The 26,033-nt window shown below is 71.5% G+C and carries 22 protein-coding genes; 2 read left to right on the top strand and 20 right to left on the bottom strand.

The features are described 5' to 3' along the window. Positions 1 to 13: 13 nt before the first annotated feature. The 13 genes from CRP56_RS33970 to CRP56_RS33910 all read right to left on the bottom strand — a co-directional run bounded on the left by CRP56_RS33970 (position 14) and on the right by CRP56_RS33910 (position 14,842). The gene (locus CRP56_RS33970) at positions 14 to 1,195 is read right to left on the bottom strand and encodes a cytochrome P450 (RefSeq protein ID WP_097270561.1); all 1,182 of its coding nucleotides are present in this window, start codon (positions 1,193 to 1,195) and stop codon (positions 14 to 16) included. Further along, positions 1,192 to 2,715 carry an alkaline phosphatase family protein gene (locus tag CRP56_RS33965; protein WP_097270559.1) on the bottom strand — a complete coding sequence of 508 codons (1,524 nt, stop codon included), beginning with the start codon at positions 2,713 to 2,715 and terminating at the stop codon, positions 1,192 to 1,194. The genes CRP56_RS33970 and CRP56_RS33965 overlap by 4 nt, the downstream gene beginning before the upstream one ends. Then, positions 2,712 to 3,869, bottom strand: a complete 1,158-nt coding sequence (gene eboE, locus CRP56_RS33960; protein WP_097270557.1) for a metabolite traffic protein EboE — start codon at positions 3,867 to 3,869, stop codon at positions 2,712 to 2,714. Before eboE ends, CRP56_RS33965 begins: the two co-directional genes overlap by 4 nt. 6 nt (positions 3,870 to 3,875) lie before the next feature. Beyond that, positions 3,876 to 4,730: a TatD family hydrolase gene (locus CRP56_RS33955; protein WP_097270554.1), complete on the bottom strand. Its 855-nt coding sequence runs from the start codon at positions 4,728 to 4,730 to the stop codon at positions 3,876 to 3,878. A gap of 3 nt (positions 4,731 to 4,733) precedes the next feature. Continuing rightward, on the bottom strand, positions 4,734 to 5,384 hold the full coding sequence (locus CRP56_RS33950) for an EboA domain-containing protein (protein WP_179851189.1): 651 nt from the start codon (positions 5,382 to 5,384) through the stop codon (positions 4,734 to 4,736). 187 nt (positions 5,385 to 5,571) lie between these two features. Beyond that, on the bottom strand, positions 5,572 to 6,501 hold the full coding sequence (locus CRP56_RS33945; protein WP_097270552.1) for a sugar phosphate isomerase/epimerase family protein: 930 nt from the start codon (positions 6,499 to 6,501) through the stop codon (positions 5,572 to 5,574). A gap of 35 nt (positions 6,502 to 6,536) precedes the next feature. Next, the gene (locus CRP56_RS33940; RefSeq protein ID WP_179851188.1) at positions 6,537 to 7,493 is read right to left on the bottom strand and encodes an SCO3242 family prenyltransferase; all 957 of its coding nucleotides are present in this window, start codon (positions 7,491 to 7,493) and stop codon (positions 6,537 to 6,539) included. A 132-nt stretch (positions 7,494 to 7,625) separates the two neighbouring features. Then, positions 7,626 to 9,041 carry a phytoene desaturase family protein gene (locus CRP56_RS33935; RefSeq protein ID WP_097270548.1) on the bottom strand — a complete coding sequence of 472 codons (1,416 nt, stop codon included), beginning with the start codon at positions 9,039 to 9,041 and terminating at the stop codon, positions 7,626 to 7,628. 210 nt (positions 9,042 to 9,251) lie between these two features. Beyond that, positions 9,252 to 10,097, bottom strand: coding sequence for an inositol monophosphatase family protein (locus CRP56_RS33930; protein WP_097270546.1), 846 nt, complete (start codon positions 10,095 to 10,097; stop codon positions 9,252 to 9,254). Positions 10,098 to 10,220: 123 nt separating this feature from the next. Beyond that, the gene (locus tag CRP56_RS33925; RefSeq protein WP_179851187.1) at positions 10,221 to 12,047 is read right to left on the bottom strand and encodes a gamma-glutamyltransferase family protein; all 1,827 of its coding nucleotides are present in this window, start codon (positions 12,045 to 12,047) and stop codon (positions 10,221 to 10,223) included. Positions 12,048 to 12,106: 59 nt separating this feature from the next. Further along, entirely contained in the window at positions 12,107 to 12,937 is an 831-nt protein-coding gene (locus tag CRP56_RS33920) for a class I SAM-dependent methyltransferase (protein WP_097274714.1), read from the bottom strand. Between the two features lie 103 nt (positions 12,938 to 13,040). Beyond that, positions 13,041 to 13,703 (bottom strand): response regulator, encoded by a 663-nt coding sequence (locus CRP56_RS33915; protein ID WP_097270544.1) that lies wholly within the window; start codon positions 13,701 to 13,703, stop codon positions 13,041 to 13,043. Beyond that, complete coding sequence (locus CRP56_RS33910; protein ID WP_097270542.1) at positions 13,700 to 14,842, bottom strand: sensor histidine kinase; 1,143 nt, start codon at positions 14,840 to 14,842, stop codon at positions 13,700 to 13,702. The genes CRP56_RS33915 and CRP56_RS33910 overlap by 4 nt, the downstream gene beginning before the upstream one ends. Positions 14,843 to 15,114: 272 nt before the next feature. Between CRP56_RS33910 and CRP56_RS33905 the strand changes: the two genes are divergently transcribed. Both CRP56_RS33905 and CRP56_RS33900 read left to right on the top strand, forming a co-directional pair. Further along, positions 15,115 to 16,122 (top strand): carboxymuconolactone decarboxylase family protein, encoded by a 1,008-nt coding sequence (locus tag CRP56_RS33905; protein ID WP_097270540.1) that lies wholly within the window; start codon positions 15,115 to 15,117, stop codon positions 16,120 to 16,122. A gap of 266 nt (positions 16,123 to 16,388) precedes the next feature. Beyond that, positions 16,389 to 17,054: a hypothetical protein gene (locus tag CRP56_RS33900; protein WP_097270538.1), complete on the top strand. Its 666-nt coding sequence runs from the start codon at positions 16,389 to 16,391 to the stop codon at positions 17,052 to 17,054. Between the two features lie 59 nt (positions 17,055 to 17,113). Here CRP56_RS33900 and CRP56_RS33895 read toward each other — a convergent pair whose 3' ends face one another. The 7 genes from CRP56_RS33895 to CRP56_RS33865 form a co-directional block, all read right to left on the bottom strand. Then, on the bottom strand, positions 17,114 to 18,664 hold the full coding sequence (locus tag CRP56_RS33895; RefSeq protein WP_097270536.1) for an NCS1 family nucleobase:cation symporter-1: 1,551 nt from the start codon (positions 18,662 to 18,664) through the stop codon (positions 17,114 to 17,116). 111 nt (positions 18,665 to 18,775) lie between these two features. Further along, positions 18,776 to 19,795, bottom strand: a complete 1,020-nt coding sequence (locus CRP56_RS33890; RefSeq protein ID WP_097270534.1) for a TIGR03842 family LLM class F420-dependent oxidoreductase — start codon at positions 19,793 to 19,795, stop codon at positions 18,776 to 18,778. 11 nt (positions 19,796 to 19,806) lie between these two features. Continuing rightward, entirely contained in the window at positions 19,807 to 21,210 is a 1,404-nt protein-coding gene (gene hydA, locus CRP56_RS33885; protein WP_097270532.1) for a dihydropyrimidinase, read from the bottom strand. Positions 21,211 to 21,241: 31 nt separating this feature from the next. Further along, positions 21,242 to 22,084 carry a nitrilase-related carbon-nitrogen hydrolase gene (locus tag CRP56_RS33880; protein ID WP_059195362.1) on the bottom strand — a complete coding sequence of 281 codons (843 nt, stop codon included), beginning with the start codon at positions 22,082 to 22,084 and terminating at the stop codon, positions 21,242 to 21,244. 155 nt (positions 22,085 to 22,239) lie between these two features. Then, positions 22,240 to 23,787, bottom strand: coding sequence for a PucR family transcriptional regulator (locus tag CRP56_RS33875; RefSeq protein WP_097274712.1), 1,548 nt, complete (start codon positions 23,785 to 23,787; stop codon positions 22,240 to 22,242). A 25-nt stretch (positions 23,788 to 23,812) separates the two neighbouring features. Continuing rightward, entirely contained in the window at positions 23,813 to 25,096 is a 1,284-nt protein-coding gene (locus tag CRP56_RS33870) for an aspartate aminotransferase family protein (protein ID WP_097270530.1), read from the bottom strand. Further along, on the bottom strand, positions 25,093 to 25,935 hold the full coding sequence (locus CRP56_RS33865) for a nitrilase-related carbon-nitrogen hydrolase (protein ID WP_059195365.1): 843 nt from the start codon (positions 25,933 to 25,935) through the stop codon (positions 25,093 to 25,095). Before CRP56_RS33865 ends, CRP56_RS33870 begins: the two co-directional genes overlap by 4 nt. Between the last annotated feature and the right edge of the window lie 98 nt (positions 25,936 to 26,033).

Here is a 26,033-nt window from a genome sequence, read left to right as displayed (position 1 = left end):
GGCCCGAGGCGGCTCACCATGCCACGGGCAGCGCCCCCAGCCCGTGGATGACGGACCGCGCCGGCGGGAGGCCCTCCGCCGGCGCCGCGAGCCGCAGCCCGGGCAGCCGGTCGAAGAGCACGGGCAGCCCGATCTGGAGTTCGGCGCGGGCGAGGGACTGGCCGACGCACTGGTGCAGGCCGTGCCCGAAGGCGAGATGCCCGCCGCTGTCCCGGCCGATGTCGAACACGTCCGGGTCCGCGTAGACCGACGGGTCCCGGTTGGCCGCCTGGAGCGCCACGACCACACCGTCCCCCGCCCTGATCCGTACGCCGCCGAGCTCGACGTCCTCCGTCGCGATGCGCCGCATCCCCTGGTGGACGACGGTCAGATAGCGCAGGAGTTCCTCCACGGCGGCCGGCCACAGGTCCGCGTCCGCCCTGAGCGCGGCGAGCTGCTCGGGGTGGCGCAGCAGGGTGACGACGGCCAGCGGGAACATGTTCGCCGTGGTCTCGTGACCCGCGACCAGCAGCAGGGCCGCGACCCCGACCGCTTCCTCGGGACTGATCTCGCCGGTCGCCACCCGCTCGGTCGCCAGCCGCGAGATCAGGTCGTCGGCGGGCTCCCTGGTCCGGGCGGCCAGCAGGTCACCGAGGTAGCCGTGGAGGGCCTGGCGGGCGGCCATCATCCGCTCCGGGCGGCCGGAGGCGAAGTCGGTGAGGGCACGGACCTGTTGGTGGAAGAAGTCGTGGTCGTCGTACGGCACTCCGAGCAGGGCGCAGATCACCCGCGTCGGCTGCGGCAGCGCGTAGGCGGCCACCAGGTCGGCCTCGGTGGCGCCGTCCGCGGTCATCGCGTCGAGGAGGTCCGCGCAGATGCCGGCGATGGCGGGGCGCAGTCGCTCGATCCGGCGGAACGTGAAGTCGGGGATGACGGTGCGCCGCAGCCGGGTGTGGTCGGGCGGGTCCATCACGAAGAACTGGCCCGGTCCGCGCGGCGGCACGAACGGGCTGAGCCCGGGGAAGCCCTCGCGGGTGGTGTCGGCGCTGAAGCGGGGGTCGGCGAGCACGGCCCGGGCGTCCTCGTGCCGGGTGACGAGCCAGGGGCTGTTCTCGCCCCAGACGGTGACCCGACTGATCGGCTCCTGCAGCCACTTGGCGTACTCGGGGGCCGGGTCGAGGAGGGGGCGGGCGGTGGGGAGGGGCGGGTGGCTCATGCGTCCGGCTCGCTTTCACCGTCGTTCGGTCCTGCGGGGGTCTCGTCTTCGTTCAGCCCGGTGAGAGGTTCGTCTTCGTCCCGTCCGGCGAGGGTCCCGTCTTCGTTCAGGCCGGCGAGGGTGAGGAGCAGGGACTTCACCTCGGTCGCCGCGTACGCCTCCCGTGCCGGTTCCGCCCGCGAGCACAGGAGTACGGGGCCGTGGCGGGGGTCGTCGGGGAGGCGGCCGTGGCTGCCGCGGACGCCGGACGGGTCGAGGGGCACCGTGCGGATGCGGTAGCGCATGCCGAGCTTCTTGCGGGCCACCTGGCCGACGGCACGCAGTTTCACGGCCGGGACCGTCTCGTCGTACAGCAGCTCGGCGGGGTCGTAGCCGGGCTTGCGGTGGATCTCGACCTGGCGGGCGAAGTCGGGGGCGCGGTCGTCGTCGAGCCAGTAGTAGTACGTGAACCAGGCGTCGGGGTCGGCGACGGCGACGAGCTCTCCGGAGCGTTCGTGGTCGAGGCCGTGCGCCTGCTTGCCCTTCTCGTCCAACACCTGGGCCACGCCGTCGAGTTCACGGACGATCTTCGCGACCTCGTCGGTGTCGGCCGGGTCCTTGACGTACACGTGGGCGATCTGGTGGTCGGCGACCGCGAAGGCGCGCGAGGTCCAGGGGTCCAGGTATTCCATGCCGTCCTGGGTGTGGACCTCCAGCAGGCCCGCGCCGCGCAGGGCGCGGTTGATGTCGACGGGCCGGGAGGCGGGGGCGATGCCGTACTCGCTGAGGGCCACGACGGTGGCGCCCTCGCGCAGGAAGTGCTCGATCAACGGGCGCAGGGCGTCGTCGAGTTGGCGGGCCTCGCGGATCGTCTCGGGCGAGTCGGGGCCGGAGCGCTGGGGCTCGTAGTCGAGATGGGGGATGTAGACGAGGGTGAGGTCGGGCTGCTTCTCGTCGAAGACCTGGCGGGCGGCGCCGAGGATCCACTGGGTGGAGGGCAGGCCGGCGTTCGGGCCCCAGTAGGTGAAGAGGGGGAACGGGCCGAGCCGGTCGGTGAGTTCGTCGTGCAGGGCGGGCGGCCAGGTGTAGCAGTCGGGTTCCTTGCGGCCGTCCGAGTAGTAGACCGGGCGCGGGGTGACGGTCCAGTCGACGTCGGCGCCCATGGCGTACCACCAGCAGATGTTGGCGACCGTGTAGTCGGGGTTCGCCCTGCGGGCCGTCTCCCAGATCTTCTCGCCGCCGACGAGCGCGTTGTGCTGGCGCCACAGCAGGACCTCGCCGAGGTCGCGGAAGTACCAGCCGTTGCCGACGGCACCGTGACCGGCCGGCTTCTCGCCGGTCAGGAACGTGGACTGGACGGTGCAGGTCACGGCGGGCAGCACCGGGTCGAGCCGGGCCTGGAAGCCGCGGTCGCCGAGGGCGGCCACGGCGGGCATGTGGCGCAGGAGGTTGGGGGTGAGGCCGACTATGTCGAGGACGACGAGGCGGGGGGCGGGCGCGTTCGACTGCTCGGGCGCGGGGGGTTCTGCTGCGCTGGTCATGACGGTTCCTCCTTGAGGCCGAGGCCGGTCAACCGGTCGCGGGCCCAGGCGAGTTCGGCGGCGATGCCGCCGGGCAGGTCGGTGGGGGGTTCGGGAAGGACGGACCAGGTGTAGGTCTCGACCTCGATGTGGTCGGTGACGGCGGCGGGGCCGCCGAGGAGTCCGGCGAGCACCTCGTCGAGCTGGTCGGCCGTGCTGCGCAGGGGTGGCTCCGGCGCGGTGTGCAGCGGGGCGTGGAAGTGGACGCGCCAGGGGCCGGTGTGGATGGGGAGCGCGCCGTCGAGGGCGTCGGGGAGGTCGTCGACGCCCTGGATCTCCTGTGCCGTCCGCGTTCTCGTCTGGTGCAGGAACCGTGGCTCGGCGAGCCGTCGCAGGGCGGTACGGGCGGCCGGGTCCGCCGGGTCCGTGGCCTCCACCGCGCAGGACGCCTGGAGTTTCACCACGGGCAGTCCGGCGTCCGCGAGCCGGCGCAGGGCCGCGGCCGGGTCCTCGAACTGGACGGCGAGATGGCAGGCGTCGAGGCAGACGCCGAGCCGGTCGGGGTCGAGGCCGCCGAGCGCCCGTACCGCCTGCGCGGTGGTCTCCACGACGCAGCCCGGCTCGGGCTCGAAGCCCACCCGCACCCGGCGGCCGGTCCGTGCTTCCAGGTCAGTGAGCCCGGCGGTGAGCCGGTCCAGGGCGCGCCGGGCGTCGTCGGCCCGCTCCTGCGGCCATGGGGTGCGCCAGGCCAGCGGCAGCGTGGAGACGCTGCCCCGCTCGGCGTCGTCCGGAAGGAGCTCGGCGAGCACCCGGGCGCAGTCGAGCGTGTAGTCCAGTCGCGCCTCGTCCGCCCAGTCGGGGAGGTAGACGTCCTTCTTGACGACCTCGCGGTGAAAACCGGCGTACGGGAAGGCGTTGAGGGTGACCGTCTCCAGCCCACGCGTCCGGAGTTCGGACTTCAGCCGGGCCAACGCGCTGTCGTCGGCCGTGAGTTCGGTGACGACTTCGCGTGCCAGCCACAGCCCGATGCCGAGCCGGTCGACGCCTAGCCGCTCGCGCACCGGCTCGGCATAGGTGGCGAGTTGGGCGATCACGCCCTCCAGGTCCTCCGCCTGGTGAACGTTGCTGCAGTAGCCGAGGTGGACGGTCGTCCCGTCCGGATGCAGGAGGCGCATACCCGCTCACGCTCCCCCGCGCCGGATGGAGTTGCCCTCGAAAGTGGCCTCCTCGTCCGGCTTCGGCTCGTCCAGTTCGAGCCGTCCGCTCTGCCCGTAGAAGGCGACGGGGTTGCGCCACAGGACCTGGTCCACGGTGTCGTCGTCGAAGCCCTCCGCGAGCATCGCGTCCGCCGTCCTGCGGGTCTTCAGCGGGTCCGAACGTCCCCAGTCCGCCGCCGAGTTCACGAGGACGCGGTCGGTGCCGTGCGCCTTGAGGATCTCGACCATCCGGTCCTCGCTCATCTTGGTCCTCGGGTAGATCGAGAACCCGGCCCAGCAGCCGCTGTCCAGGACCATGCCGACGGTGAGCTCGTTGAGGTGGTCGAGGACGACGAGTTCGGGCGCGATGCCCGACTCCCGGACGACGTCGAGGGTCCGCTTCGTGCCCGCGGCCTTGTCGCGGTGCGGGGTGTGCACGAGGGCGGGGAGGCCGTGCTCGACGGCGAGTTGGAGCTGGCGGGCGAGTGCCTCATCCTCCTCGGGAGTCATCGAGTCGTAGCCGATCTCGCCGACGGCGACGACCCGGTCCTTGGCGAGGTAGCGGTCGAGTTCGTCCAGGACCGGGGTGCAGCGCGGGTCGTTCGCCTCCTTCGGGTTGAGGGCGATCGTGCAGAAGTGCTGGATGCCGAACTGGGCGGCCCGGTACGGCTCCCAGCCGAGCAGCCCGTCGAAGTAGTCGTAGAAGCTCTCCGGCGAGGTGCGCGGCTGGCCCAGCCAGAAGGCGGGCTCGACGACGGCGCGCACTCCGGCCGCGTACATGGCCTCGTAGTCGTCGGTGGTGCGGGACGTCATGTGGATGTGGGGGTCGAAGATGCGCACGGCTCAGCTCTCTTCCATGAATGCGTGCTGGACTTCCTCGCCGATCACGCCGGGGAAGGCGCGGACGACGGGCCGGATGTCGTCGGGTACGTCCCGTCCCGCGGCGAGCCGCTCGTGGGCGAAGTCGGCCAGCATCCGGGCCAGTTCGTGGTCGGCGCGGGCCGTCAGCCCGTGCACCCGGCCGAGCGGGACCTCACAGAAGACGCACTTCAACACGGCCTGCCGGAACTCGCCGTCCGGGAGGTGCTCGGTGGCGTACGGGCCGAGGGCGGCCTCGATGAGCGAGTTGTCGTTGCCGCGCAGGGCTTCCCGGACGAGGGGCAGCGCGAGGTCTCCGAGGTCGAGGAGCGGCAACGCGCCGAGCACGGCCCGCTGTTCGGCCGGGTCGCCGTGCCGGTACAGCCCGGCGACCTCGTCGGCGAGGGCCCGGCCGCGCAGGGGCAGCGCGGTGAGGAGGACGGCGCGGACGGCCTCGTCGACGGTCCAGTGGGCGTCCAGACGGGTGCGGCCACAACGTCTCCGCGCGGCGGGGAAGAGTCTTCGGATCGCGCCGGGATCGCTCGCGATCCTCGCGGTGGCCTCGGCCAGCCAGGTGCGGGCCGGATCGTCCAGCGTGGGGCGGGGGTCGGGGGCCGTGATGGGCGGGGGGAGCATGGGGCAGCAGCCTCCTGGGGGGTTGGAGGAGTGGGGGTTGGGGTGGGGGTGGGGGTTGGGGTGGGGGTTCCTTCTCCGGGGTGGAGATGGCTCGGCTGAGCGGCCTCCGGGGTGGAGAAGGCTCGGCTATGCGGCCTCTGAGGTGGAGAAGGCTGAGCTACGCGGCTTCTGGGATGGAGGAGCTCAGCTACGCGGCGACCGCGCGCAGGAACTCGATGGAGCGGCGGGCGACGTCGGGTGCGTCGAGCGCGCCGCCCTGGATCTCGACGGAGACCAGACCCTGGTGCCCGAGGTCGCGCAGGGCCGCGAGCACGGGCGGGAAGTCGATCTCTCCGGTGCCGAATTCGAGATGCTGGTGGACACCGCGCCGCATGTCCTCGATCTGCACGTTGAGCAGCCGGGGCGCGGCCAGCCGCACACAGTCGAGCACCGGGTGTTCCTCGACGCAGTGGGCGTGCCCGATATCCAGGGTGATCCCGAACAGCTCGTGCCCGCCGACGAGTTCGGCCAGCCGCAGACAGCGTTCGACGGTGTCGACGAACATGTAGGGCTCCGGCTCGAAGGCCAGCGCCACGCCGTACGTCTCGGCCGTCGCCAGCACCGACTCGACACCGGCCGCGAGCCGCTTCCACACGTCCTGCTCGGCGAGTCCCTCCGGGGCGGGACCGCTGCACAGGTGGACGGTGGGCGAGCCGAGGTCGGCCGCGATGCGCAGGGCGCGTTCCAGCAGGTCGATCCGGCGTTCGGCGCCCTCCGACATCAGGGTCGGGAGATGCTTGCCCCAGGGGTCGAGGAAGTAGGGGGCGCCGGTCTCGACGGTGACGTCCAGGCCGTGCCGGGCGAGGGCGCGGGACAGGGCGGTGACCTGCCGGGGCAGGTCGTCGGCGTACGGGTCGAGGTGGCCGTGGTCCAGGGTCAGGGCGACACCGTCGTAGCCGAGGTCGGCGAGGACGACGAGGACGTCGGTCAGACGGTGGTGGGCGAAGCCGTTGGTGCCGTAGCCGAACCTGAGGGGTGTGGGGGCGACTTCGATGGGCGTGGGGGTGACGACGAGGGGCGTGGGGGTGGCTACGAGGGGCGTGGGGGTGGCTACGAGGGGCGTGGGGGTTGGTCTCATGCTGCCGGTTCCTCACACGACGGTGTGACGGTTGCTCAGGTGGGGGATATGCGCCGGGCCAGGCGTCGTGCGAGGGGGTGCACGACGCCGAGGGTCGCGGCGAGGGCCGGGGCGCCGGCGCGCGCGGTGAGGGCCGCCTGGAGCGGCATCAGCCCGAGGATTCCGGCGCCCACGGCCCGTCGGACGTTCTCGCCGGACGGCTCCTGTACGGCACGGGCCTGGGCGAGGCCGTAGGAGCCGAGGTAGGCGAGCGCGCCGGTGGTGGCGAGGCCGGTGCGGAGCCTTCCCGTGGCATGGTCCGGCGTCGGGCGGACCGTCGTCGGGAGCGCCGCGGCCAGGGCCGTCGCCGTGGAGGCGGCGAGGGTGGTGGCCGGGACCCGGGCGGGGGCGCCCGCGATCTCGTGCCGGCTGAGGGCCATCAGCGTGCCGGTGTGGACGCCGACCAGGGCGGCCGGTACGGCGGCACGGCGCAGCCTGCCGGTGGCGGGAGCGGCGTCGGGACCCGGGAGCAGTGCCCCGGTCAGGACGTTCAGCGTCCGGGCCGCCGCCATCGCGGCCGGGCCCGCCGGGGTCGACTTGAGCTTCAGGTCGTACGCCCAGACCGCAGCCGTCAGCGGCAGCGCGCCCAGCAGGCTGCGTCGTCCGCCCGCGGCGGTGGCGAGGCCGAGCCCGGCGGCGGTGAGGCCGCCGGCGACGGCGAGTGCGGTGCGGCGCGGGACGCGGCCCGAGGGGATGGGGCGCTGGGGGCGTTCCACGGCGTCGACGGTGGCGTCGGCGTAGTCGTTGAGGGCCATGCCGGCCCAGTAGAGGCAGATGGAGGAGCCGATGGCCGCGAGGGTGCGGGGAGTTGACGGGCGTCCTGCGGCGACTGCTCCCGCGATCACGTCACCGGGGACGCTCAGCGCGGCGGGTGCCCTGACGAGTCGGGCCAGGTCGGCGGGGTGCACGGCTAACCGGGAGTGGAAGCGGAGGGCCGCTGTCCGATCTTTCATGAGCGCACAGTACTCGCCATGTTTGAACTTTCAGTGACCTTGCGTCAGGTAAGACAAGTGACAAAGAAAACACAGGATTTGACGCTCCGTAGGCAACGCGACGGTGTAAATTCCGCGCCCGCCGCGTCGGGGTCACGCCTGCTGCTGCCGCAGCCGTCGCCAGACCGCCTTCGCCGCGTTGTGCCCCGACATGCCGTGCACACCCGGGCCCGGCGGGGTGGCCGAGGAGCAGATGAAGACGGCCGGGTGCGGGGTGCCGTACGGGAACAGGGAGAGCTTGGGGCGCAGCAGGATCTGGAGGCCGGTGACCGCTCCGGAGCCGATGTCGCCACCGACGTAGTTGGCGTTGCGGGCGGCGAGTTCGGGCGGTCCCGCGGTGGCGCGGGCCAGCACCCGGTCGCGGAACCCCGGGGCGAAGCGCTCCAGTTGGCGTTCGAGGGCGTCGGTGAGGTCGCCGTCCCAGCCGCTGGGGACATGGCCGTAGGCCCAGAAGACCTGCTTGCCCTCGGGGGCCCGGTCGGGGTCGACGACACCCGGCTGCACGGTGATCATGAACGGCTTGTCGGGGGCCCGGCCCTCCCGGGACGCGGCCCGCAGCGCCGTGCCGATCTCCGCGCTGCTCGCCCCGATCTGCACGGTTCCGGCGACGCGGGCCTCCGGCGCGGTCCAGGGCACCGGGCCGTCGAGCGCGTAGTCGACCTTGAAGACGCCCGGGCCGTACCGGTAGCCGTCGTAGTAGCGGCCGAGGCCGGCGATCCGGGCGAGGGCGGTGGGCGAGGTGTCGAAGACGTACGCGCGCGCGGGCGGCAGGTCGTCGAGGCGCTTGACCTCGTAGTCCGTGTGGACGGTGCCACCGAGGTCCTTGAGGTACGCGGCGAGCGCGTCGGAGATCGACTGGGAGCCGCCGCGGGCGACGGGCCAGCCCCGGGCGTGCGCGGCGAGGGCGAAGACCAGGCCGATGGCGCCGGTGGCGAAGCCGGACAGGGGGGCCATGACATGGGCGACGAGACCGGAGAACAGGGCCTTGGCCCGCTCGTCGCGGAAGCGGCGCATCAGCCAGGTCGACGGCGGCAGCCCGACGAGCCCGAACCGGGCGAGGGTGACCGGGTCGCGGGGCAGCGCGGTCAGCGGCAGGGACATGAAGTCGCGGGCAAGAGTGTCCCACTGGGGCAGGAACGGCTCGACGAGCCTGCGGTACGCCCCCGCGTCACGCGCCCCGAAGGAGGCCGCCGTCTCGGCGACCGAGCGGGACAGCACGGCGGCGGTGCCGTCGGTGAAGGGGTGCGCCATGGGCAGCTCGGGCTGCAGCCACTCCAGGCCGTAGCGCTCCAGGGGCAGGGCGCGGAACGCCGGGGAGTTGATGCCGAGGGGGTGGGCCGCGCTGCACGGGTCGTGCCGGAAGCCGGGGAGGGTGAGTTCCTCGGTGCGGGCTCCTCCGCCGACGGTGTCGCGCGCCTCGAAGACGGCCACGGAGAAGCCGCGGCGGGCCAGCTCCACGGCAGCCGTCAGTCCGTTCGGCCCCGCACCCACCACGACCACATCGAGCATCGACGGCACCTTCGGACCCCTTCGTCAGCCGATGGCCACTGGATCAGGATATGACGGGGTACTGACAGAGCCGGGGCGCGGGGGCGGTTCGGCGGTGCGGGATGTCCGCGCGGTTCACACCTGCGGGGCTGGTTCCGCGTGTCCACGCGAGGGCCGGCCTTCACCCCATACCCGTCATCCGACCAGCCGCCCCTCGTGCCCCGCTGGACTTCAGACCGTGCCCGCCAGCACCTCCGCGATGCGCCGGGCCGTCGCCGTGTCCCTGGCGGCGGTGAACGGCAGGGTGTTGCCGCCGGTGATGCGGAACGGCTCGCCGTCACGGGTGAGGTGGGCGCCGCCCGCCTCCTCGACGAAGAGCAGCCCGGCGGCGTGATCCCATGCGGCCTCCCAGGAGAACGCGGTGGCGTCCAACTGCCCGCGGGCGATGGCCAGATACTCCAGTCCGGCCGAGCCACAGGGCCGCGGCGCGAGTCCGTCCCTCCACAGGCCGCGCAGGGCGTGCTTCTGCTCGTCCGTCGTGTAGTCCGGGTGGGACGTGGCCACTTCGAGATCGCGGCCGGGCTCGGGCGGCCCGGCGAACAGCCGCTCCCCGTCGAGGAACGCGCCCTGGCCCCGTACGGCCGTGGCCAGTTGGTCGCGGGCGGCCGCGTACGTCCACGAGGCGCGCACAACGCCGCCCTGCGCCAGCGCGATCAGCGTGCAGAAGCCGGGGTCGCCGTGCACGAACTGGCGTGTCCCGTCGACCGGGTCGACGATCCAGACCGGGGCGTCGCCGCGTATCGCCTCGTACGAGGCCGGGTCGGCGTGCACCGCCTCCTCGCCGACCACGACCGAGCCGGGCAGCAGCGCGCTCAGCGCCTCGGTCAGATACTGCTCGGCGAGCCGGTCGGCGTCGGTCACCAAGTCGTGCGGTCCGCTCTTCTCGTCGACCTCGTGGGCGGCGAGCCTTCGGAAGCGGGGCATGATCTCGGCCGCGGCGGCCTTGCGGACCGCCTCTTCCACGTCGGCCGAGTGGCGGGCGAGAAACTCGTCGATGGTTTCCGTGTCTTCGATCATGGCTCCATGAGAGCACGCGCCACTGACAATCCCCGCCCGGCGGGTGGATGCCGGATGGAATCGGGATGAACTCACGAAAGCGCAAGCCCAGGCTCAGGCCCTGGCCAGGCCCAGGCCCGGGGCTCATCGCCCTACGGCGTATCCCTGCATCCCGCGCGGGTTGGCCGCCGCCGACAGCACGCCGGTCTCCGGGTCCCGCGCCACGGCGCACAGCCGCCCCTCCGACCAGGCGTCCCCCACGGTCACGTCATGCCCGCGCCGCCGCAGCTCGTCAACAACCTCCGCGTCCATGCGCGCCTCGACCGTGACGCTCCCGGGCCGCATCCCGCGCGGGTAGAAGGAGCCGGGGAAGCTGTCGTTGTGCCAGTTCGGGGCGTCGACGGCGCCTTGCAGATCGAGCCCGCCCCGCACCGCCGGCCGCAGCGCGACGGCGAGGAAGAAGTGCAGCTGCCACTGGTCCTGCTGGTCCCCGCCGGGCGTGCCGAAGGCCATGACGGGCACCCCGTCACGCAGCGCGAGGGAGGGCGTGAGAGTGGTCCGGGGCCGCCGCCCGGGCGTGAGCGAGTTGGGGAGCCCCTCCTCCAGCCAGGTCATCTGGAGCCGGGTGCCGAGCGGGAAGCCGAGTTCGGGCACGACGGGGTTGGACTGGAGCCAGCCGCCGCTGGGCGTGGCGGCGACCATGTTGCCCCACCGGTCGACGACGTCGAGGTGGCAGGTGTCGCCGCGGGTGGCACCGTCGGCGCCGACACCGGGCTCCCCCGGCACCGGCGAGGTCGGCGGCTTCGCGACGGTCGGCTCGCCGACGCCCATGGGACTGAACTCCGGATCGTCGGACACCACCAGCTGCGCCTGGGCACACAGCCGGGGCGCCCGCCCGCCGGGGCTCCCGGGCCGCAGCTCGTACGAGGCCTTCTCCCCCACGAGCCCCCGCCGCCCGGCGTTGTACGCGTCCGACAGCAGCTCCCCGAGGGGCACCTCACCGGCGTCCCCGTACCAGGCCTCCCGGTCGGCCATGGCGAGCTTGCAGCCCTCGATGAGCAGATGCACGTACTCGGCGGAGCCGTATGCCGGAAGCTCGGCGGGCAGCAGGGCGAGCTGCTGCAACAGCACCGGCCCCTGACTCCAGGGCCCGGCCTTGCACAGGGTCCAGCCGTTCCAGTCGTACGTCGCCGGCGCCTCGTAGGTCGCGGACCACCCGGCGAGGTCGTCGGCGGTCAGCGTCCCGGTGTGCCGCTCCCCGCTGGTGTCCAGGGTGGGCCGCGCGGCCTGCCGCACGAGCGCCTGGCCTATGAACCCGGTACGCCACACCTCCCGCGCGGCCTCGATCTGCGCGACCCGGTCACCGGCCCCGCCGACCTCGTCGAGCAGCCGCCTCCAGGTAGCGGCGAGGGCGGGATTCCGGAACAGCTCACCGGCCTTCGGAGCCTTCCCACCCGGCAGATACACCTCCGCCGAAGAGGTCCACTCCGTCTCGAACAGTTCCCGTACGGTCTCGACGGTGGCGCCGACGCTCTCCACGGGCGCGTGGCCGTCCTCGGCGTACCCGATGGCGTACTTGAGGACATCGGCGAGGGACTTGGTGCCGTGGTCCCGCAGCAACACCGTCCAGGCATCGAAGGCACCGGGGACGGCGGCGGCGAGGGGCCCGGTGCCGGGGACGAAGTCGAGCCCGAGCGACTTGTAATGCGTGACGGTGGCCCCGGCGGGGGCAACTCCCTGCCCACACAACACACGCACGTCCCCACCGGCGGGCGCGAGCAGGATCGGCACCTCCCCGGCGGGCCCGTTGAGATGCGGCTCCACGACATGCAACACGAACGCCCCCGCCACGGCGGCGTCAAAGGCATTACCACCGTCCTCCAAGACCGCCATCGCCGACTGCGAGGCCAGCCAGTGCGTGGAGGAGACCATGCCGAAGGTGCCCTGGAGGGTGGGGCGGGTGGTGAACACGAGCGGAATCCTCCCAGCGCGGCGACGGTCCGATGATCGTATGCATCCGTGCCCCTGCGCTAGGCCGCCCGTCGCCCCGCCGTCAGCAGATGACCGCTCGCGCCGAGCAATGCCGGTTCCGACTCGATGCGCCGGGTCGCGCCCAGGACGGCGGCGCGTCGCTCGGGGTCGTCCAGCCAGTTCTCGACGCCGTTCATGAGCCAGGCGACGCCCTCGACGCCGTACTGGCGGTCGACGGTGAGCCCCGCGTCGGCGAACTCGCCGGGCACCTCCTCGGGTTGGGCGAAGTGAGCGACCGTGAAGAAGCCCTCCTCGTGGTAGGGGTGGCGGCCGTCGTCCAGTACGGCGTCGGTGCGTTCGCGGTTGAGGGGGGTGAAGTAGCGCTCCTCACGCAGCAGGTCGTGCAGTTGCGCGTAGCGATTGATGGTGGCCGCGATCACCAGCCCGCCCGGCTTGACCACGCGCCGCGCCTCGGCCAACGCGCGGACTCGGTCCCCCCGTTCGGGAAGGTGGTAGAGCGGGCCGAGCATCAGCACCACGTCGTAGGCGGCGTCCTCGGCCGACAGGTCACGGGCGTCCCCGATGAAGGCGGTGACACCCGGCAGCCGGGAGGCCTGTGCCACGTGGAGCGGCACGGGGTCGACGAGGTGGACCTCGTGGCCGTCGGCCGCGAGCCACTCGGCATGGACACCGCTGCCGCCGCCGACGTCCAGCACGCGCGCGGGCGCCGCGGGCAGCAGCCGCCGCAGCACGTCCTGCGTCCGCCAGAACTCCAGCCGCCCTGCCGGTGCGCCGCCTTCTCTGAGGCGCGCATCCTCCTTGCCGCGGGCGTAGTAGGCCAGGATCTCCTTATGGACAGCGGGCTGTTGCGACGGCCTCGTATGGGTCATCGCCACAGCCTGCTCATCTGCGTCGGCCCACGCAACAGGGCGTGTATGCGACATCAGTGACGGTGCTTACGAAACACAGGCAGAGCGACTGAACCGCCCGTCATCAGGTGCCCCGGGCCGTCACCAGCCCCGACTCGTACGCGAACACCACCAACTGGGCCCGGTCCCGTGCCCCCAGCTTCGTCATCGCCCGGCTCACATGGGTCTTCGCCGTGAACGGGCTGATCACCATGTGTTCGGCGATCTCCTCGTTGCTGAGGCCGCGCGCGGCCAGTGCGGTGACCTCCAGTTCGCGGCGGGTGAGGCATTCCAGGCCGGGGGCGGTGGTGCGGTCGGGTGGGCGGGAGACGAACTCGCCGATGAGGGTGCGGGTGATCGAGGGGGACAGCAGGGCTTCCCCCTGAGCCACCACCTCGATCGCCTGCAACAGCTCCGCCGGTTCCGTGTCTTTGAGGAGGAAGCCGCTCGCCCCCGCCCGCAGCGCCTCGAAGACGTACTCGTCCAGGCCGTAGTTGGTGAGGATCACGACCCGGACGGCCGCCAGCGCCGAGTCCGCCGCGATGCGCCGCGTCGCCTCGATGCCCGTCATCACCGGCATCTGCACGTCGATCAGCGCGACGTCCGGCACCTCCGCGCGCACCAGCTCCACGCCCCGTTCCCCGTCCGCCGCCTCCCCCACCACCTCGATACCGTCCTCGGCGTCGAGCAACGCCCGGAAGCCGGCGCGCATGAGGGCCTGGTCGTCGACGAGGGCCACCCGGATCACGCGGCCACCTCCAACGGCAGCTCGGCCCGCACGCGGAAACCGCCCTCGGCCCGGGGAGCGGCGATCAACGTGCCGCCCAGTGCCGAGACGCGTTCATGCATGCCCCGCAGGCCGATGCCGGGCGTCACCGGGCGGCTCGGGTCGGCGTTGCCGTCGTCCTCCACCACCACCGTCACGCACTCCTCCCCGTAGGCCAGCCGCACGCCCACCTTCGCCGCCCCCGCATGCCGCGCCGCGTTCGTCAGCGCCTCCTGGACGATGCGGTACACCGCCCGGTCGACCGTCGCCCTCAACGGCTTCTCCTCGCCCTCCACGGTCAGCTCCACCGCCAGGCCTGCCGCCCGCGCCCGCTCCACCAGCACCGCCGGCGTTCCCGTGGGCTCGTCGGTGCGCAGCACCTCCAGCGTGGCCCGGAGTTCGCGCATGGCCTCGCCGCTCGCCTCCTGGATGGCGAGCAAAGCCTCTGGTACCTCCTCGCCACGCTTGCGCGCCAAGTGCACCGCCACGCCCGCCTGGAGCTTGACGATCGAGATGCTGTGGGTCAGGGAGTCGTGCAACTCCCTTGCGATGCGCAGCCGTTCCTCGCCCGCGCGGCGCAGCGCGACCTCCTCGCGCGTGCGTTCCGCCTCCAAGGCGCGCTGTTCCGTCTGACGGAGGTAGGCCTGCCAGTTGCGGTCGGCCAGGCCTGTCACGACCGCGCACAAGAACCAGCCCATGAGCAGCGCGGCCTGCTCGACGATCTGCCGCGTCGTCGGGCCGGTCGCGAGATACGCCACCAGGAACACCCCGCCCGCTACGGCCGCCCACGCGCGGTGCCCCACGCGGGCCGCCACGTGGCTCGCGGCGATGACGGGGAGGGCGGCAGGCGGCCCCGGGTGAGCATGCACGACGTACGCCGCGCCGCTCACCGTCGCCACGGCCAGCACCGCCCTGGGGGCCGTGCGGTACAGCGCCAGGACGGCCGACGCGACGCCGATCAGCGCGTAGTCGGCGACGGTCGTGTCCGCGTCGAAGGCCGCCGTGACCCCGACGAGGGTGCCGACGAGGACCGCGAGGATCACATCGACGAGGCGCTCACGCAGGGCTACCCGCGTACCCGGCCCGGCGCCCGCGCCCGCGCCTGCGCCCGCCCCCGTCATCCCCGTTGTCGCTCCTGAGGCCATCCCTGACGCCGTACCTACGGCCATCCCGTCGGCCGTCCCTAACCCCGTACCTACAGCCGCCCCACCCTGGATCCCGCTCATGTCCGCACACTAGACCGCCGTTCCGACACCCGCGTCAGCCCTGTGGACAACTCCACGCCTACTCCCCCCGTAGTAGTCCGACACCCCCTCCCACCTCGGCGTCGCAGCGGCAACTCCCTTCCGCCGTACGACGACCGCAGCCCCGTCCCCGGCGCACGCTGTCGCCCATGTCCACCTCATTTCGCTACACCGAGCCCCTGCCGCCCAAGGCGGCCACCGGACACACCGCTGCCGTCTACGCGCAACTCTCCCGCGACTTCGGCATCGACGAGCCGCCCACCTTCGTGGTGCTGTCCTCCGCACCGGAACTCCTCGCCGCCACCTGGGCATTGACGCGCGAGTCCCTGATCGCCGGCCCCGGCGGCCGTACCGGCAAGGAGCTGGCCGCGCTCGGGGTGTCGCTCGCCAACAGGTGTCCGTTCTGCGTGGACGCGCACACCGTGCTGCTGCACGCGACCGGCGACCACGCCCTGGCCGAGCGCATCGCCAAGGGTCATCAGCCGCAGAACGTGGAGCACGCGCGCGTGCTGGACTGGGGCAGGCGGACCAGGGTGCCCGGCGCGGCCTTCGGCGACGGATCCCTGCCCTTCTCCCGCGAGGACGCCCCGGGCTATCTCGGCACCGTGCTCGCCTTCCACTTCATCAACCGCGTCGTGTCCGCCCTGCTGACCGAGAAGATGCTGCCGGGCAACCTCCAGCGGTACCGCACGGTACGCAGTCTCGCGGGCCGCACCCTCGCCCGGACCGTACGCCGCACCGCCGTGCCCGGCGAGAGTCTCCCGCTGCTCGACCGCCCCGACCCCGGCGAGGCCCCCGCGTGGGCGGGCGGCACACCCGTCGGTGTCGCGTACGCGGCGCTGCTCAGGGCCGCCATGGCGGGCGCGGGCTTCCTCACCCGCGAGGACCAGGACGTGGTCGAGGAGGTTCTTCAGGACTGGGACGGGGAGCACCCCTCGCTCGCCCTCCCCGGGGTCCCCGGCCGGGACGAGCGGCCCGGGGCGCGGCTCGTGCTGCTGGCCGCGCTGGCGCCGTACCGGATCACGGACGAGGACGTGGCGGCGTGGCGCCGGCCGGAACACACCGACCGCTGCCTCGTGCACCTCGTGTCGTACGGAGCGTTCCTCGCCGTCGACCGGATCGAGTCGGCGTTCCACCACGACATCGCACGGACATGAAGCGCAGGGGCATGAACCGCACGGACATAACAGGACACTCGGCGCGTCTGGTGTGCGTCAACCACGGGCCTCAGTCACCGCACATGCACGGAGCGAGTTGGCACTACCGCCCCACAGGGACTCGTGTGACACTGGCGTCCCGTCCACAGTGCGGACACCCTCCGCACCGCCTCCCGTCCACCGTGCGGGCGCCCCCGCGAAGCCCGCGCCGCCCCCGTCCGCTGTGCGGACCCGTTCCGCACCCATCCCCCACGAGAAGTGCGCCTGTGCGTTCCCTGCCCCTGCCGCTCGCCCTGACCGCACGTCTGTCGCCGGTCGTCGTGCTCGCCGCCGTCGGCTGGACGCTGTCGTCCGGCCCCGCCTCCACCGGCGACCACGAGTCCGCGCCGGATGGCGGCGATGGCGGCGGCACCAAGTCCGCGTCGGCCCCCGCCACCGCGGCGGCCTCGAAGACGTACGCCGCCTCGCCCGCCCCCTGCGGCAGCATCACGGTGAAGAACATCAAGTCGCTGGTCCCGGGCGCCAAGACGGCCGGCAAGGAGATCCCGTCGACGGACACGAAACTCCGCCGCACCTGCTCCTGGAACGCGCTCAAGGGCTACGACTACCGCTGGCTCGACGTGTCGTACGAGATCACGGACTCGGACGAGTCGGCGGCGAAGACGTACAAGCAGCGCATCGAGGAGAAGAGCGGCGGCGGGGCCGTCCCGGGCCTCGGCAACCAGGCCTACTCCGTCGTGAACCTCACCACGGAGGACAAGCAGCAGACGCGCGAGGGCGTGGTGATCGTCCAGGCGTCCAACGCGCTGGTGGTCGTCACGTACAACGGCAGCGACTTCGAGTCGAAGAAGGCACCCGACACCGACGTCATCAACAAGGGCGCCATCAAGGCGGCGAAGGACGCGGTGGCGGCGCTGGAGGGCGGCCAATAGGCCAGTAGGCCAGTAGGCCAGTGGCTCAAACGGCCGCCCTCCGACGCCATGCCTGCCTGTCAGACGCTCTCCTGCTCCCTCCCCAGCGGCAGCATCAGCGCGACGTACAGCACCAGCGAGGCTCCGAGGCCCACGGCCCAGCCGTAGTCGGCCAGCGGCTTGAGGAACGGGATCAGTCCGTCGGTCGGGAACGGTCCCGTCTTGGAACCGTCGGCGCCGACGCCGGAGTAGGAGCCGCCGACCGCGAGCAGACCGCCGACGACGAAGGCGAGGATCGCCCGCCAGTTCCAGCCGTTGGAGTACCAGTAACGGCCGCCCGGCGTGTACAGGTCCGCCAGGTGCAGGACCGTACGGCGCACGATCCAGTAGTCGGCGATGAGGATGCCCGCGACCGTGCCGAGCAGACCGCCGACCACGCCGAGCCAGGTGAAGATGTAGAACTCCGGCGTCGAGATCAGCTTCCACGGGAAGATCAGGATGCCGACGACACCCGTGATCAGCGCGCCCGTACGGAAGTTGATGAGCTTCGGCGCGAGGTTCGCGAGGTCGTACGCCGGGGAGACCACGTTCGCCGCGATGTTCACCGAGATGGTCGCGACCAGCACGATGACGAGTGCGAAGAGCAGTCCGAAGGCGTTGTCCGTCTTGGCGGCGAGGGTGACCGGGTCCCAGATCGCCTCGCCGTAGACGACCTCGGAGCCGGAGGTGACCAGCACCGCGAGGACCGCGAAGAGGGTCATGGTGGTCGGCAGGCCGAGGGACTGCCCCCAGGTCTGCGCCTTCTGGCTGGCGCCGAAGCGGGTGAAGTCGGGGATGTTCAGCGACAGCGTCGCCCAGAAGCCGATCATGCCCATCAGTGACGGGAAGAAGACCGGCCAGAAGTCAGGACCCCAGCCCAGCTTCGACGGCTGGTCGAGCAGCGCGCCGAAGCCGTCCGCCTTGACCGCGATCCACACCAGCAGCACCAGCGCGCCGACGATCACGAAGGGCGCGGCCCAGTTCTCGAAGTGCCGCAGGAAGTCCATGCCGCGGTAGATGATCGCGATCTGCAAGGCCCAGAACAGCAGGAAGCACAGCCACAGCGGCCATGGGTTCCCGGCGATCTTCCCCGCGTTCTCCCAGTGCCCGCCGGTGAGTTTGGAGCCGAGGGCGAAGACGCCGCTGCCGCCGATCCAGGTCTGGATGCCGAACCAGCCGCAGGCGACGGCCGCCCGGATCAGCGCCGGGATGTTGGCGCCGCGCAGCCCGAAGGAGGCACGCGCCAGCACCGGGAAGGGGATGCCGTACTTGGGTCCGGCGTGCCCGGTCGCGAGCATCGGCAGCAGCACGATGACGTTGGCCAGGGCGATGGTGAACACCGCCTGCTTCCAGTCCATCCCGAGCGCGACCAGGCCGGAGGCCAGGGTCCAGCTGGGGATGCAGTGGGCCATGGAGATCCACAGGGCCGCGAAGTTGTACGTCGTCCACTTGCGTTCGGAGACCGGTACGGGCCGCAGGTCCTCGTTGGCGAAGGGGCTCTCGGCGGGGAAGGCCTCGGGGCTGAGTTCGATACGGCCGCCGGCGTCGGCGGACTGGGCTATGTGCGACCCCGTGGGGACTGTGTCGGTCATGGGCAGGCCAATCAGTGAGCGGGACGGGAGAGGCCGTGCGGGGGCCTTGGGCCCCCTCCCCAGGACGGTGGGAAGGGGGTGTCAAGGTGTGGGGGGTCGGAGAGGTGGGGCTCAGGCGTTGACGGCGGGGATCACCTTCGCGCCGTACGCGTCGATGGTCGTCTCCTGCGCGTCGTGCATGTCGTAGACGGCGAACTGGTCGACGCCCAGCTCGCGCAGGGCGTTGAGCTTCTCGATGTGCTTCTCGACGGGTCCGATGATGCAGAACCGGTCGACGATCTCGTCCGGCACGAACGCGGTGTCCGGGTTGTCGGCGCGCCCGTGATGCGAATAGTCGTACCCCTCACGGGCCTTGATGTAGTCCGTGAGTTCGTCCGGTACGGCGGCCGAGTGCTCGCCGTACTTCGACACCAGGTCGGCGACGTGGTTGCCGACCATCCCGCCGAACCAGCGGCACTGTTCGCGCGCGTGGGCGAGCGCCTCGGGTGAGTCGTCCTCGGTGACGTAGGCGGGGGCGGCGACACAGATCTTGACCTCGGACGGGTCGCGGCCGGCGGCGATCGCCGCGTCCTTCACCGCCTTGACCATGTACTCGGTGAGATACAGGTCGGCGAGCTGGAGGATGAACCCGTCGGCCTCCTCCCCGGTCATCTTCAGCGCCTTGGGCCCGTACGCCGCCATCCATACGGGGAGTTCGGCGTCCTCCTTGATCCAGGGGAACTTGATGACCGTGCCGCCGAGGTCGGCCTCCTGGCCGGAGCCGAGGGCGCGGATGACCTTCATGGCCTCGCTGATGCGGGCCAGGGTGTTCGGGGTGCGGCCCGCGACGCGCATCGCGGAGTCGCCACGGCCGATGCCGCAGACGGTGCGGTTGCCGAACATGTCGTTGAGGGTGGCGAAGGTCGAGGCGGTGACCTCCCAGGTGCGGGTGCCCGGGTTGGTGACCATGGGGCCGACCGTCAACTTCGTGGTGTTGGCGAGGATCTGACTGTAGATCACGAACGGTTCCTGCCAGAGCACCGCGGAGTCGAAGGTCCAGCCGTAGGTGAAGCCGTTGCGCTCGGCGCGCTTCATCAGGCTGACGACCTTCGAGGCCGGCGGGTCGGTCTGCAGGACGAGTCCGAAGTCCATGGGCGCCACTCCTAGTTGAGGTACTGACAGGTGGAACGGGGGGTGTAGACGCCGTGCCCTGCGTGCCCGGTGTACTCCCGCTCGGTGATGACGAGTTCGCCGCGCGAGAGCACGGACTCGACCCGGCCGGTGATGCGCTTGCCCTCGTACGCCGAGTAGTCGACGTTCATGTGGTGCGTCTCGACGGACAGGGTCTGCTCGGCGTGCGGGTCGTAGATGACGACGTCCGCGTCGGCGCCGGGGGCGATGGTGCCCTTCTTCGGGTACATGCCGAACATCCGGGCCGGGGTGGCGCAGGCGATCTCGATCCAGCGGCGGCGGGTGATGTGTCCGTCGACGACGGCCTGGTGGAGCAGGTCCATGCGGTTCTCGACGCCGGGGAGGCCGTTGGGGATCTTCGAGAAGTCGCCGCGGCCGAGTTCCTTCTGGCCGACGAAGCAGAAGGGGCAGTGGTCGGTGGAGACGACCTGGAGGTCGTTGGTCCGCAGGCCCTGCCAGAGCTTGGCCTGGTGCTCCTTGGGGCGAAGGGGCGTGCTGCACACGTACTTCGAGCCCTCGAAGTCCGGCTCGGCGAGGTTGTCGGTGGACAGGAACAGGTACTGCGGACAGGTCTCGCCGAAGACGTTGAGCCCCTCGTCGCGCGCCCGCGCCAGCTCGGCCACTGCCTCCATGGCCGAGACGTGCACGACGTACAGGGGGGCGCCCGCGACCTGCGCGAGCTTGATGGCGCGGTGTGTGGCCTCGGCCTCCAGGAGGGCCTTGCGCACCTCGCCGTGATAGCGCGGGTCGGTCTCGCCGCGGGCCAGCGCCTGCTCCACCAGGACGTCGATCGCGATGCCGTTCTCGGCGTGCATCATGATCAGGCCGCCGTTCTCGGCGGAGCGCTGCATGGCGCGCAGGATCTGGCCGTCGTCGGAGTAGAAGACGCCGGGGTAGGCCATGAACTGCTTGAAGGAGGTCACCCCTTCCTCGACCAGCAGGTCCATCTCCTTGAGCGTCTCCTGGTTCACATCGGAGACGATCATGTGGAAGCCGTAGTCGATCGCGCAGTTGCCCTCCGCCTTGGCGTGCCAGGCGTCGAGGCCCTCGCGCAGGGAGTGGCCGACGCTCTGCACGGCGAAGTCGACGATCGTGGTCGTGCCGCCCCAAGCGGCGGCCCGGGTGCCGGTCTCGAAGGTGTCGGAGGCGAAGGTGCCGCCGAACGGCAGCTCCATGTGGGTGTGGGCGTCGACGCCACCGGGGATGACGTACTTCCCGGTGGCGTCGATGGTCCGCTCGCCGGTGAACGCTTCGGCGGCGGACGTGCCCGAGGCGGCGAGGGCGGCGATGCGGCCGTCCTCGATCAGCACGTCGGCGTGGATCTCGTCGGACGCGGTGATGACGAGACCACCGCGGATCACGGTACGGCTGCTCATGCTCCCTCTCCTGCCAGGGTGGACGATGTGATCAGGGTGCGGTCAGCGGCGGGTACGCGTCCGGGCGGCGGTCCCGGTAGAACTGCCAGCGGTCGCGGACCTCGCGGAGCTTGGCCAGGTCCAGGTCGCGGACGACGAGTTCGGTCTCCTTGTCGGAGGCGACCTCGCCCACGAACTGGGCCTCCGGGTCGACGAAGTAGGTCGTCCCGTAGAAGTCGTTGTCGCCCAGCTCTTCGACCCCCACCCTGTTGATCGCGCCGACGAAGTACTCGTTGGCGACGGCCGCGGCGGGCTGCTCCAACTGCCACAGATAGGCGGACAGTCCGCGCGAGGTGGCCGACGGGTTGAAGACGATCTCGGCGCCCGCGAGGCCCAACGCCCGCCAGCCCTCGGGGAAGTGGCGGTCGTAGCAGATGTAGACGCCGATCTTCCCGACCTTCGTGTCGAAGATCGGCCAGCCCAGGTTGCCCGGGCGGAAGTAGAACTTCTCCCAGAATCCCGGGACTTGGGGAATGTGGTGCTTGCGGTACTTGCCGAGGTACGAGCCGTCGGCGTCGATCACGGCGGCCGTGTTGTAGAGGACGCCGGGCTGCTCCTCCTCGTACATCGGCAGGATCAGGACGATGCCCAGCTCCTTGGCCAGCGCCTGGAACCGCTTGACGATCGGCCCGTCCGGGATCTGCTCGGCGTACTCGTAGAACGCCTTGTCCTGGACCTGGCAGAAGTAGGGCCCGTAGAACAGCTCCTGGAAGCACAGGACCTGAGCACCCTGCGCGGCCGCGTCGCGGGCCGCCTGCTCGTGTACCTGGATCATCGATTCCTTGTCGCCCGTCCACGCGGTCTGGAAGAGGGCGGCACGGATCACTCTGCTCATCGGGACCTCCGGTCGCTCGGTGTGCGAGAAGGCTAGGAAGTCCGAAAGCGGGCTTTGAGTTGCAGCGTGTCACGTCTGCGGGCGTGCGGCGTGTCACGGTGTCACCCTCGCGCGATCCCATGTTTCACCGCCGTTTTCCCAGGTCATGGCATGTTTCAGCTCTGTTGCGCGTCATGCGCGAGGAGCGCGATGTGCACCGAGGCGGCCTGCTCGAAATCGTCGAGGTCGACGCCGAGCCGGGTCTGTATCGCTTCGAGGCGCCGGTACAGCGCGGGGCGCGAGACGTGGTGGAGCTGGGCGGTGCGGGACTTGTTGCGGCCGGTGGCGAGATACGTCCGCAGGACGGCCAGCAGCCCCTCCCCCGGGCCCGAGTCGCACAGCAGCCCGTCCAACTCGCGCTCGGCGAAGGACTGCACATACGGGTCGTCGCGCAACAGCCGTATCAGGCCGCGTAGATGGACGTCTTTGAGGCGTACCACGGCCGGGAGGTCGAGCGCCCCGGAAGCGACGGCGTCGGCGACGTGCTGGGCCTCGCGCATCCCGGCGGGGACGTCGTCCCAGGCCGTACGCGGGTCGGCCGCGGCCACGACGGTCTGGGTCAGCCGGGCCGCGAAGTTCGCCGTCAGGACGGCCGCGTCCTGGTCCCGGGCCAGGCTCAGGAGTACGGCGGTGACCCCGTCGGCGAGTTCGGCGACGAGCCCCGGCAGCCCCAACAGGCGTAGGACTCGGTCGAGTTCGGCCGGATCACCGTCCCGCACGACCAACGGCACGAACGTCCGCCGGTTCACGGGCAGTCCGGCGGCCCGCGCCCGCGGCAGCAGCTGCCGCGCCGGTACGACTCCGCTGACGAGGTCGGTGAGCAGGCTCTGCGCGGACTGCTCCTCCCAGGTGTGGGCGGAGTTGCCGCCGAGCATGCGGTGCAGGACGAGCGCCTCGGCGGCCCGGTCGGCGAGCAGCCGTCCGGAGGCGGTGTCGCCGCGGTAGCCGCAGAGCAGGATCTGCCCCCAGCGTTCCCCGCGTCCGCCCAGCTCGGCGCGGATCCAGCCGTCGCCCTCGGTGCCGCCGGCCTGCCGGGCGATGCGCTCCCAGTCGCGCAGCACGTCGTCCACGGCCGGCCGCTCCCCCGCGGTGGCGAGGACGCGGTGGGCGAGGTTGGTGACGACGACCGGGCAGGCACTGTGCTGGGCGACCTCGTCGAGCAGCCGCTGGAGCGGGGCACCCGCGGTGATGAGGCCGGTGAGAGCGGTCCGGACGGCCTCGGAGAGGCTCACGGCCGCGAACTTCCGCCGGACCAGCCGGGACTGCACCTCCTCCGTCAACTCCGCGAAGGGAAACGGCCGGTGGAGGACGACCATGGGCAGCCCGCACCGCTCGGCGGCCCGGCGCATGACGTCCGGCGGGGCCGGGAAGGCCCGGCCCAGACCGAGGACGACGGCCGCGGCCTCCGCGCGGTGCAGCGACTGGATGTACTCGGCCTGCGCGCCCTCGTCACCGGCGAGCAGCACCCCGGTGGTGAGCACCATCTCGCCGCCGCTGAGCATGACGCCCACGTCGGCGGCCTCGGCGACATGCACCCAGCGCACCGCGCGGTCGAGCTGGGCCGCGCCGGCCACCACCTCGGGCTCCCCGGCGAGCACCCGTTCCAGGGTGAGGACCTGGCGGACGGACAGGGCCGGTGCCAAGTGGTCCAAGGTGGTGGTCATGGCGTACATCCCTTGCTGTGTACTGCTACTGGATGCCCCTCAGAGCGTTCTCGAGGATCGCGGCGCCCTCCTCGGCCTCCGCGACGGTGAGGGACAGCGGTGGGGCGACTCTGAGGGCGCTGGTGTTGTGGCCGCCGCCCTTGCCGATGAGCAGCCCGCCCGCGCGGCACGCCTCCAGCACCGCGCTCGCGGCCTCCGGGTCGGCCTGGTCGGTGCCGGGTTTCACCAGCTCGATGCCGAGCATGAGCCCGCGGCCACGGACCTCGCGTACGCCGGGCACCTGCGCGGCGACGGCCCGCAGCCGTTCGACAAGGAGTCCGCCGACACGCCGTGCGTTGCCCTGGAGGTCGTGTTCCAGGAGGTACGACAGGTTCGCGAGCCCCGCGGCCATGGTGATCTGGGTGCCGCCGAACGTCGAGATGCTGTTGGCGTCCAGGCAGTTCATGATCTCGGCGCGGGCGACGACACCGCCGATGGACATGCCGTTGCCGATGCCCTTGGCGAAGGTGAGGATGTCGGGCGGGCCGTGCTGCCCGTGCGCCTGCCAGCCCCAGAAGTGGTCGCCGGTGCGGCCCCAGCCGGTCTGCACCTCGTCGGCGATCCACAGGATGCCGCGCTCGCTGAGCACCTCGCGGAAGGCGGCGTACAGCCCGTCCGGCGGGGAGGTGAAGCCGCCGACGCCCTGGATCGGCTCGGCGATCAGCGCGGCGGGCGGGCGGGTGTGGCCGAGGAGGTCCTTCAGGTCCTCGACGCAGGCCGCGATGAAGTCGTCGTCGCTCAGCTCGGCGTACGGACCGCGGGTGCGGACGCCGCCGTGGACGTACAGCGTCTGGAGCGGGGACAGCGAGGTCGGGGACCAACCGCGGTTGCCGGTGATGCCGACCGCGCTGAAGGAACGGCCGTGGTAGCTGTTGCGCATCGCGAGGATCGTGTTGCTGCGGCGGTACGTCGTCGCGAGCAGCAGGGCGGTGTCGTTGGCCTCGGTGCCGGAGGTGGTGAAGAAGACACGGGCGTCCGGGATCCCGGACAACTGGCCGATTCTCTCGGCCAGTTCGACCATGGGCCGGTTGAGGTAGAGCGTGGACGAATGGATGATCCGCCCGGCCTGTTCGCTCACCGCCTTGGTGACCTCGGGCAGCGCATGGGCGGTCATCGTGGTGAGGATGCCGCCGAAGAAGTCGAGGTACTTGTTGCCCTCGGCGTCCCACACGTACCGGCCCTCGCCGTGCGTGATCTCCAGCGGGTCCTCGTAGTAGAGGGCGAGCCAGTCGGGGAGGACGGAACGATGGCGTGCGAGCAGGTCGTTCACGGCTGCACCAGCCCCTCGTAGGCGTCGGGCCTGCGGTCGCGGTAGAAGGCCCACTGCTGCCGTACCTCTTCGATGAGGTCGAAGTCGAGGTCGCGGACGACGAGTTCCTCTTCCTTGTCGCTCGCGGTGTCCCCGACGAACTGACCGCGCGGGTCGACGAAGTACGACGTCCCGTAGAAGTCGTTGTCGCCGTACTCCTCGACGCCGACACGGTTGATCGCGGCGACGAAGTACTCGTTGGCGACGGCGGCCGCCGGCTGCTCCAGCCGCCAGAGGTAGGAGGAGAGGCCGCGGTGGGTGGCGGAGGGGTTGTAGACGAGCTGGGCGCCGTTCAGGCCGAGTTGGCGCCAGCCCTCCGGGAAGTGGCGGTCGTAGCAGATGTAGACGCCGACCTTCCCCACGGCCGTGTCGAAGACGGGCCAGCCCACGTTGCCCGGCTTGAAGTAGTACTTCTCCCAGAAGCCCTTCACCTGCGGGATGTGGTGCTTGCGGTACTTGCCGAGGAAGGTGCCGTCGGCGTCGATCACGGCGGCGGTGTTGTAGTAGAAGCCGGACTGCTCGACCTCGAAGACCGGCACCACGATCACCATGCCGGTCTCGCGGGCGAGGTCCTGCATACGGCGCACGGTCGGCCCGTCGGGCACCGGCTCGGCCCACCGGTAGTGCTCCGGCTCCTGGACCTGGCAGAAGTAGGGGGCGTTGAACACTTCCTGGAAGCCGATGATCTTCGCACCCTGGCGGGCCGCCTCGCGGGCGTGCTCCTCGTGTTTCGCCACCATGGACTCGGTGTCGCCGGTCCAGGTGGCCTGGACCAGAGCGGCACGAACGACGTTGGCCATGAGCTGCTCCTTCGACGGGACGTCAGAGCCTCTACGCCCGTAGATGCAGGCCGTAGAGGGTCGAAAGTAAGCCTCTCCGGGAGCCTTGCCAAGACCAT

Origin of the sequence: Streptomyces sp. TLI_55, from assembly GCF_900206255.1 — a bacterium.
In the GTDB taxonomy this organism is placed as follows: domain Bacteria; phylum Actinomycetota; class Actinomycetes; order Streptomycetales; family Streptomycetaceae; genus Streptomyces; species Streptomyces aquilus.
This window is presented reverse-complemented; position numbering and strand designations above follow the sequence as displayed.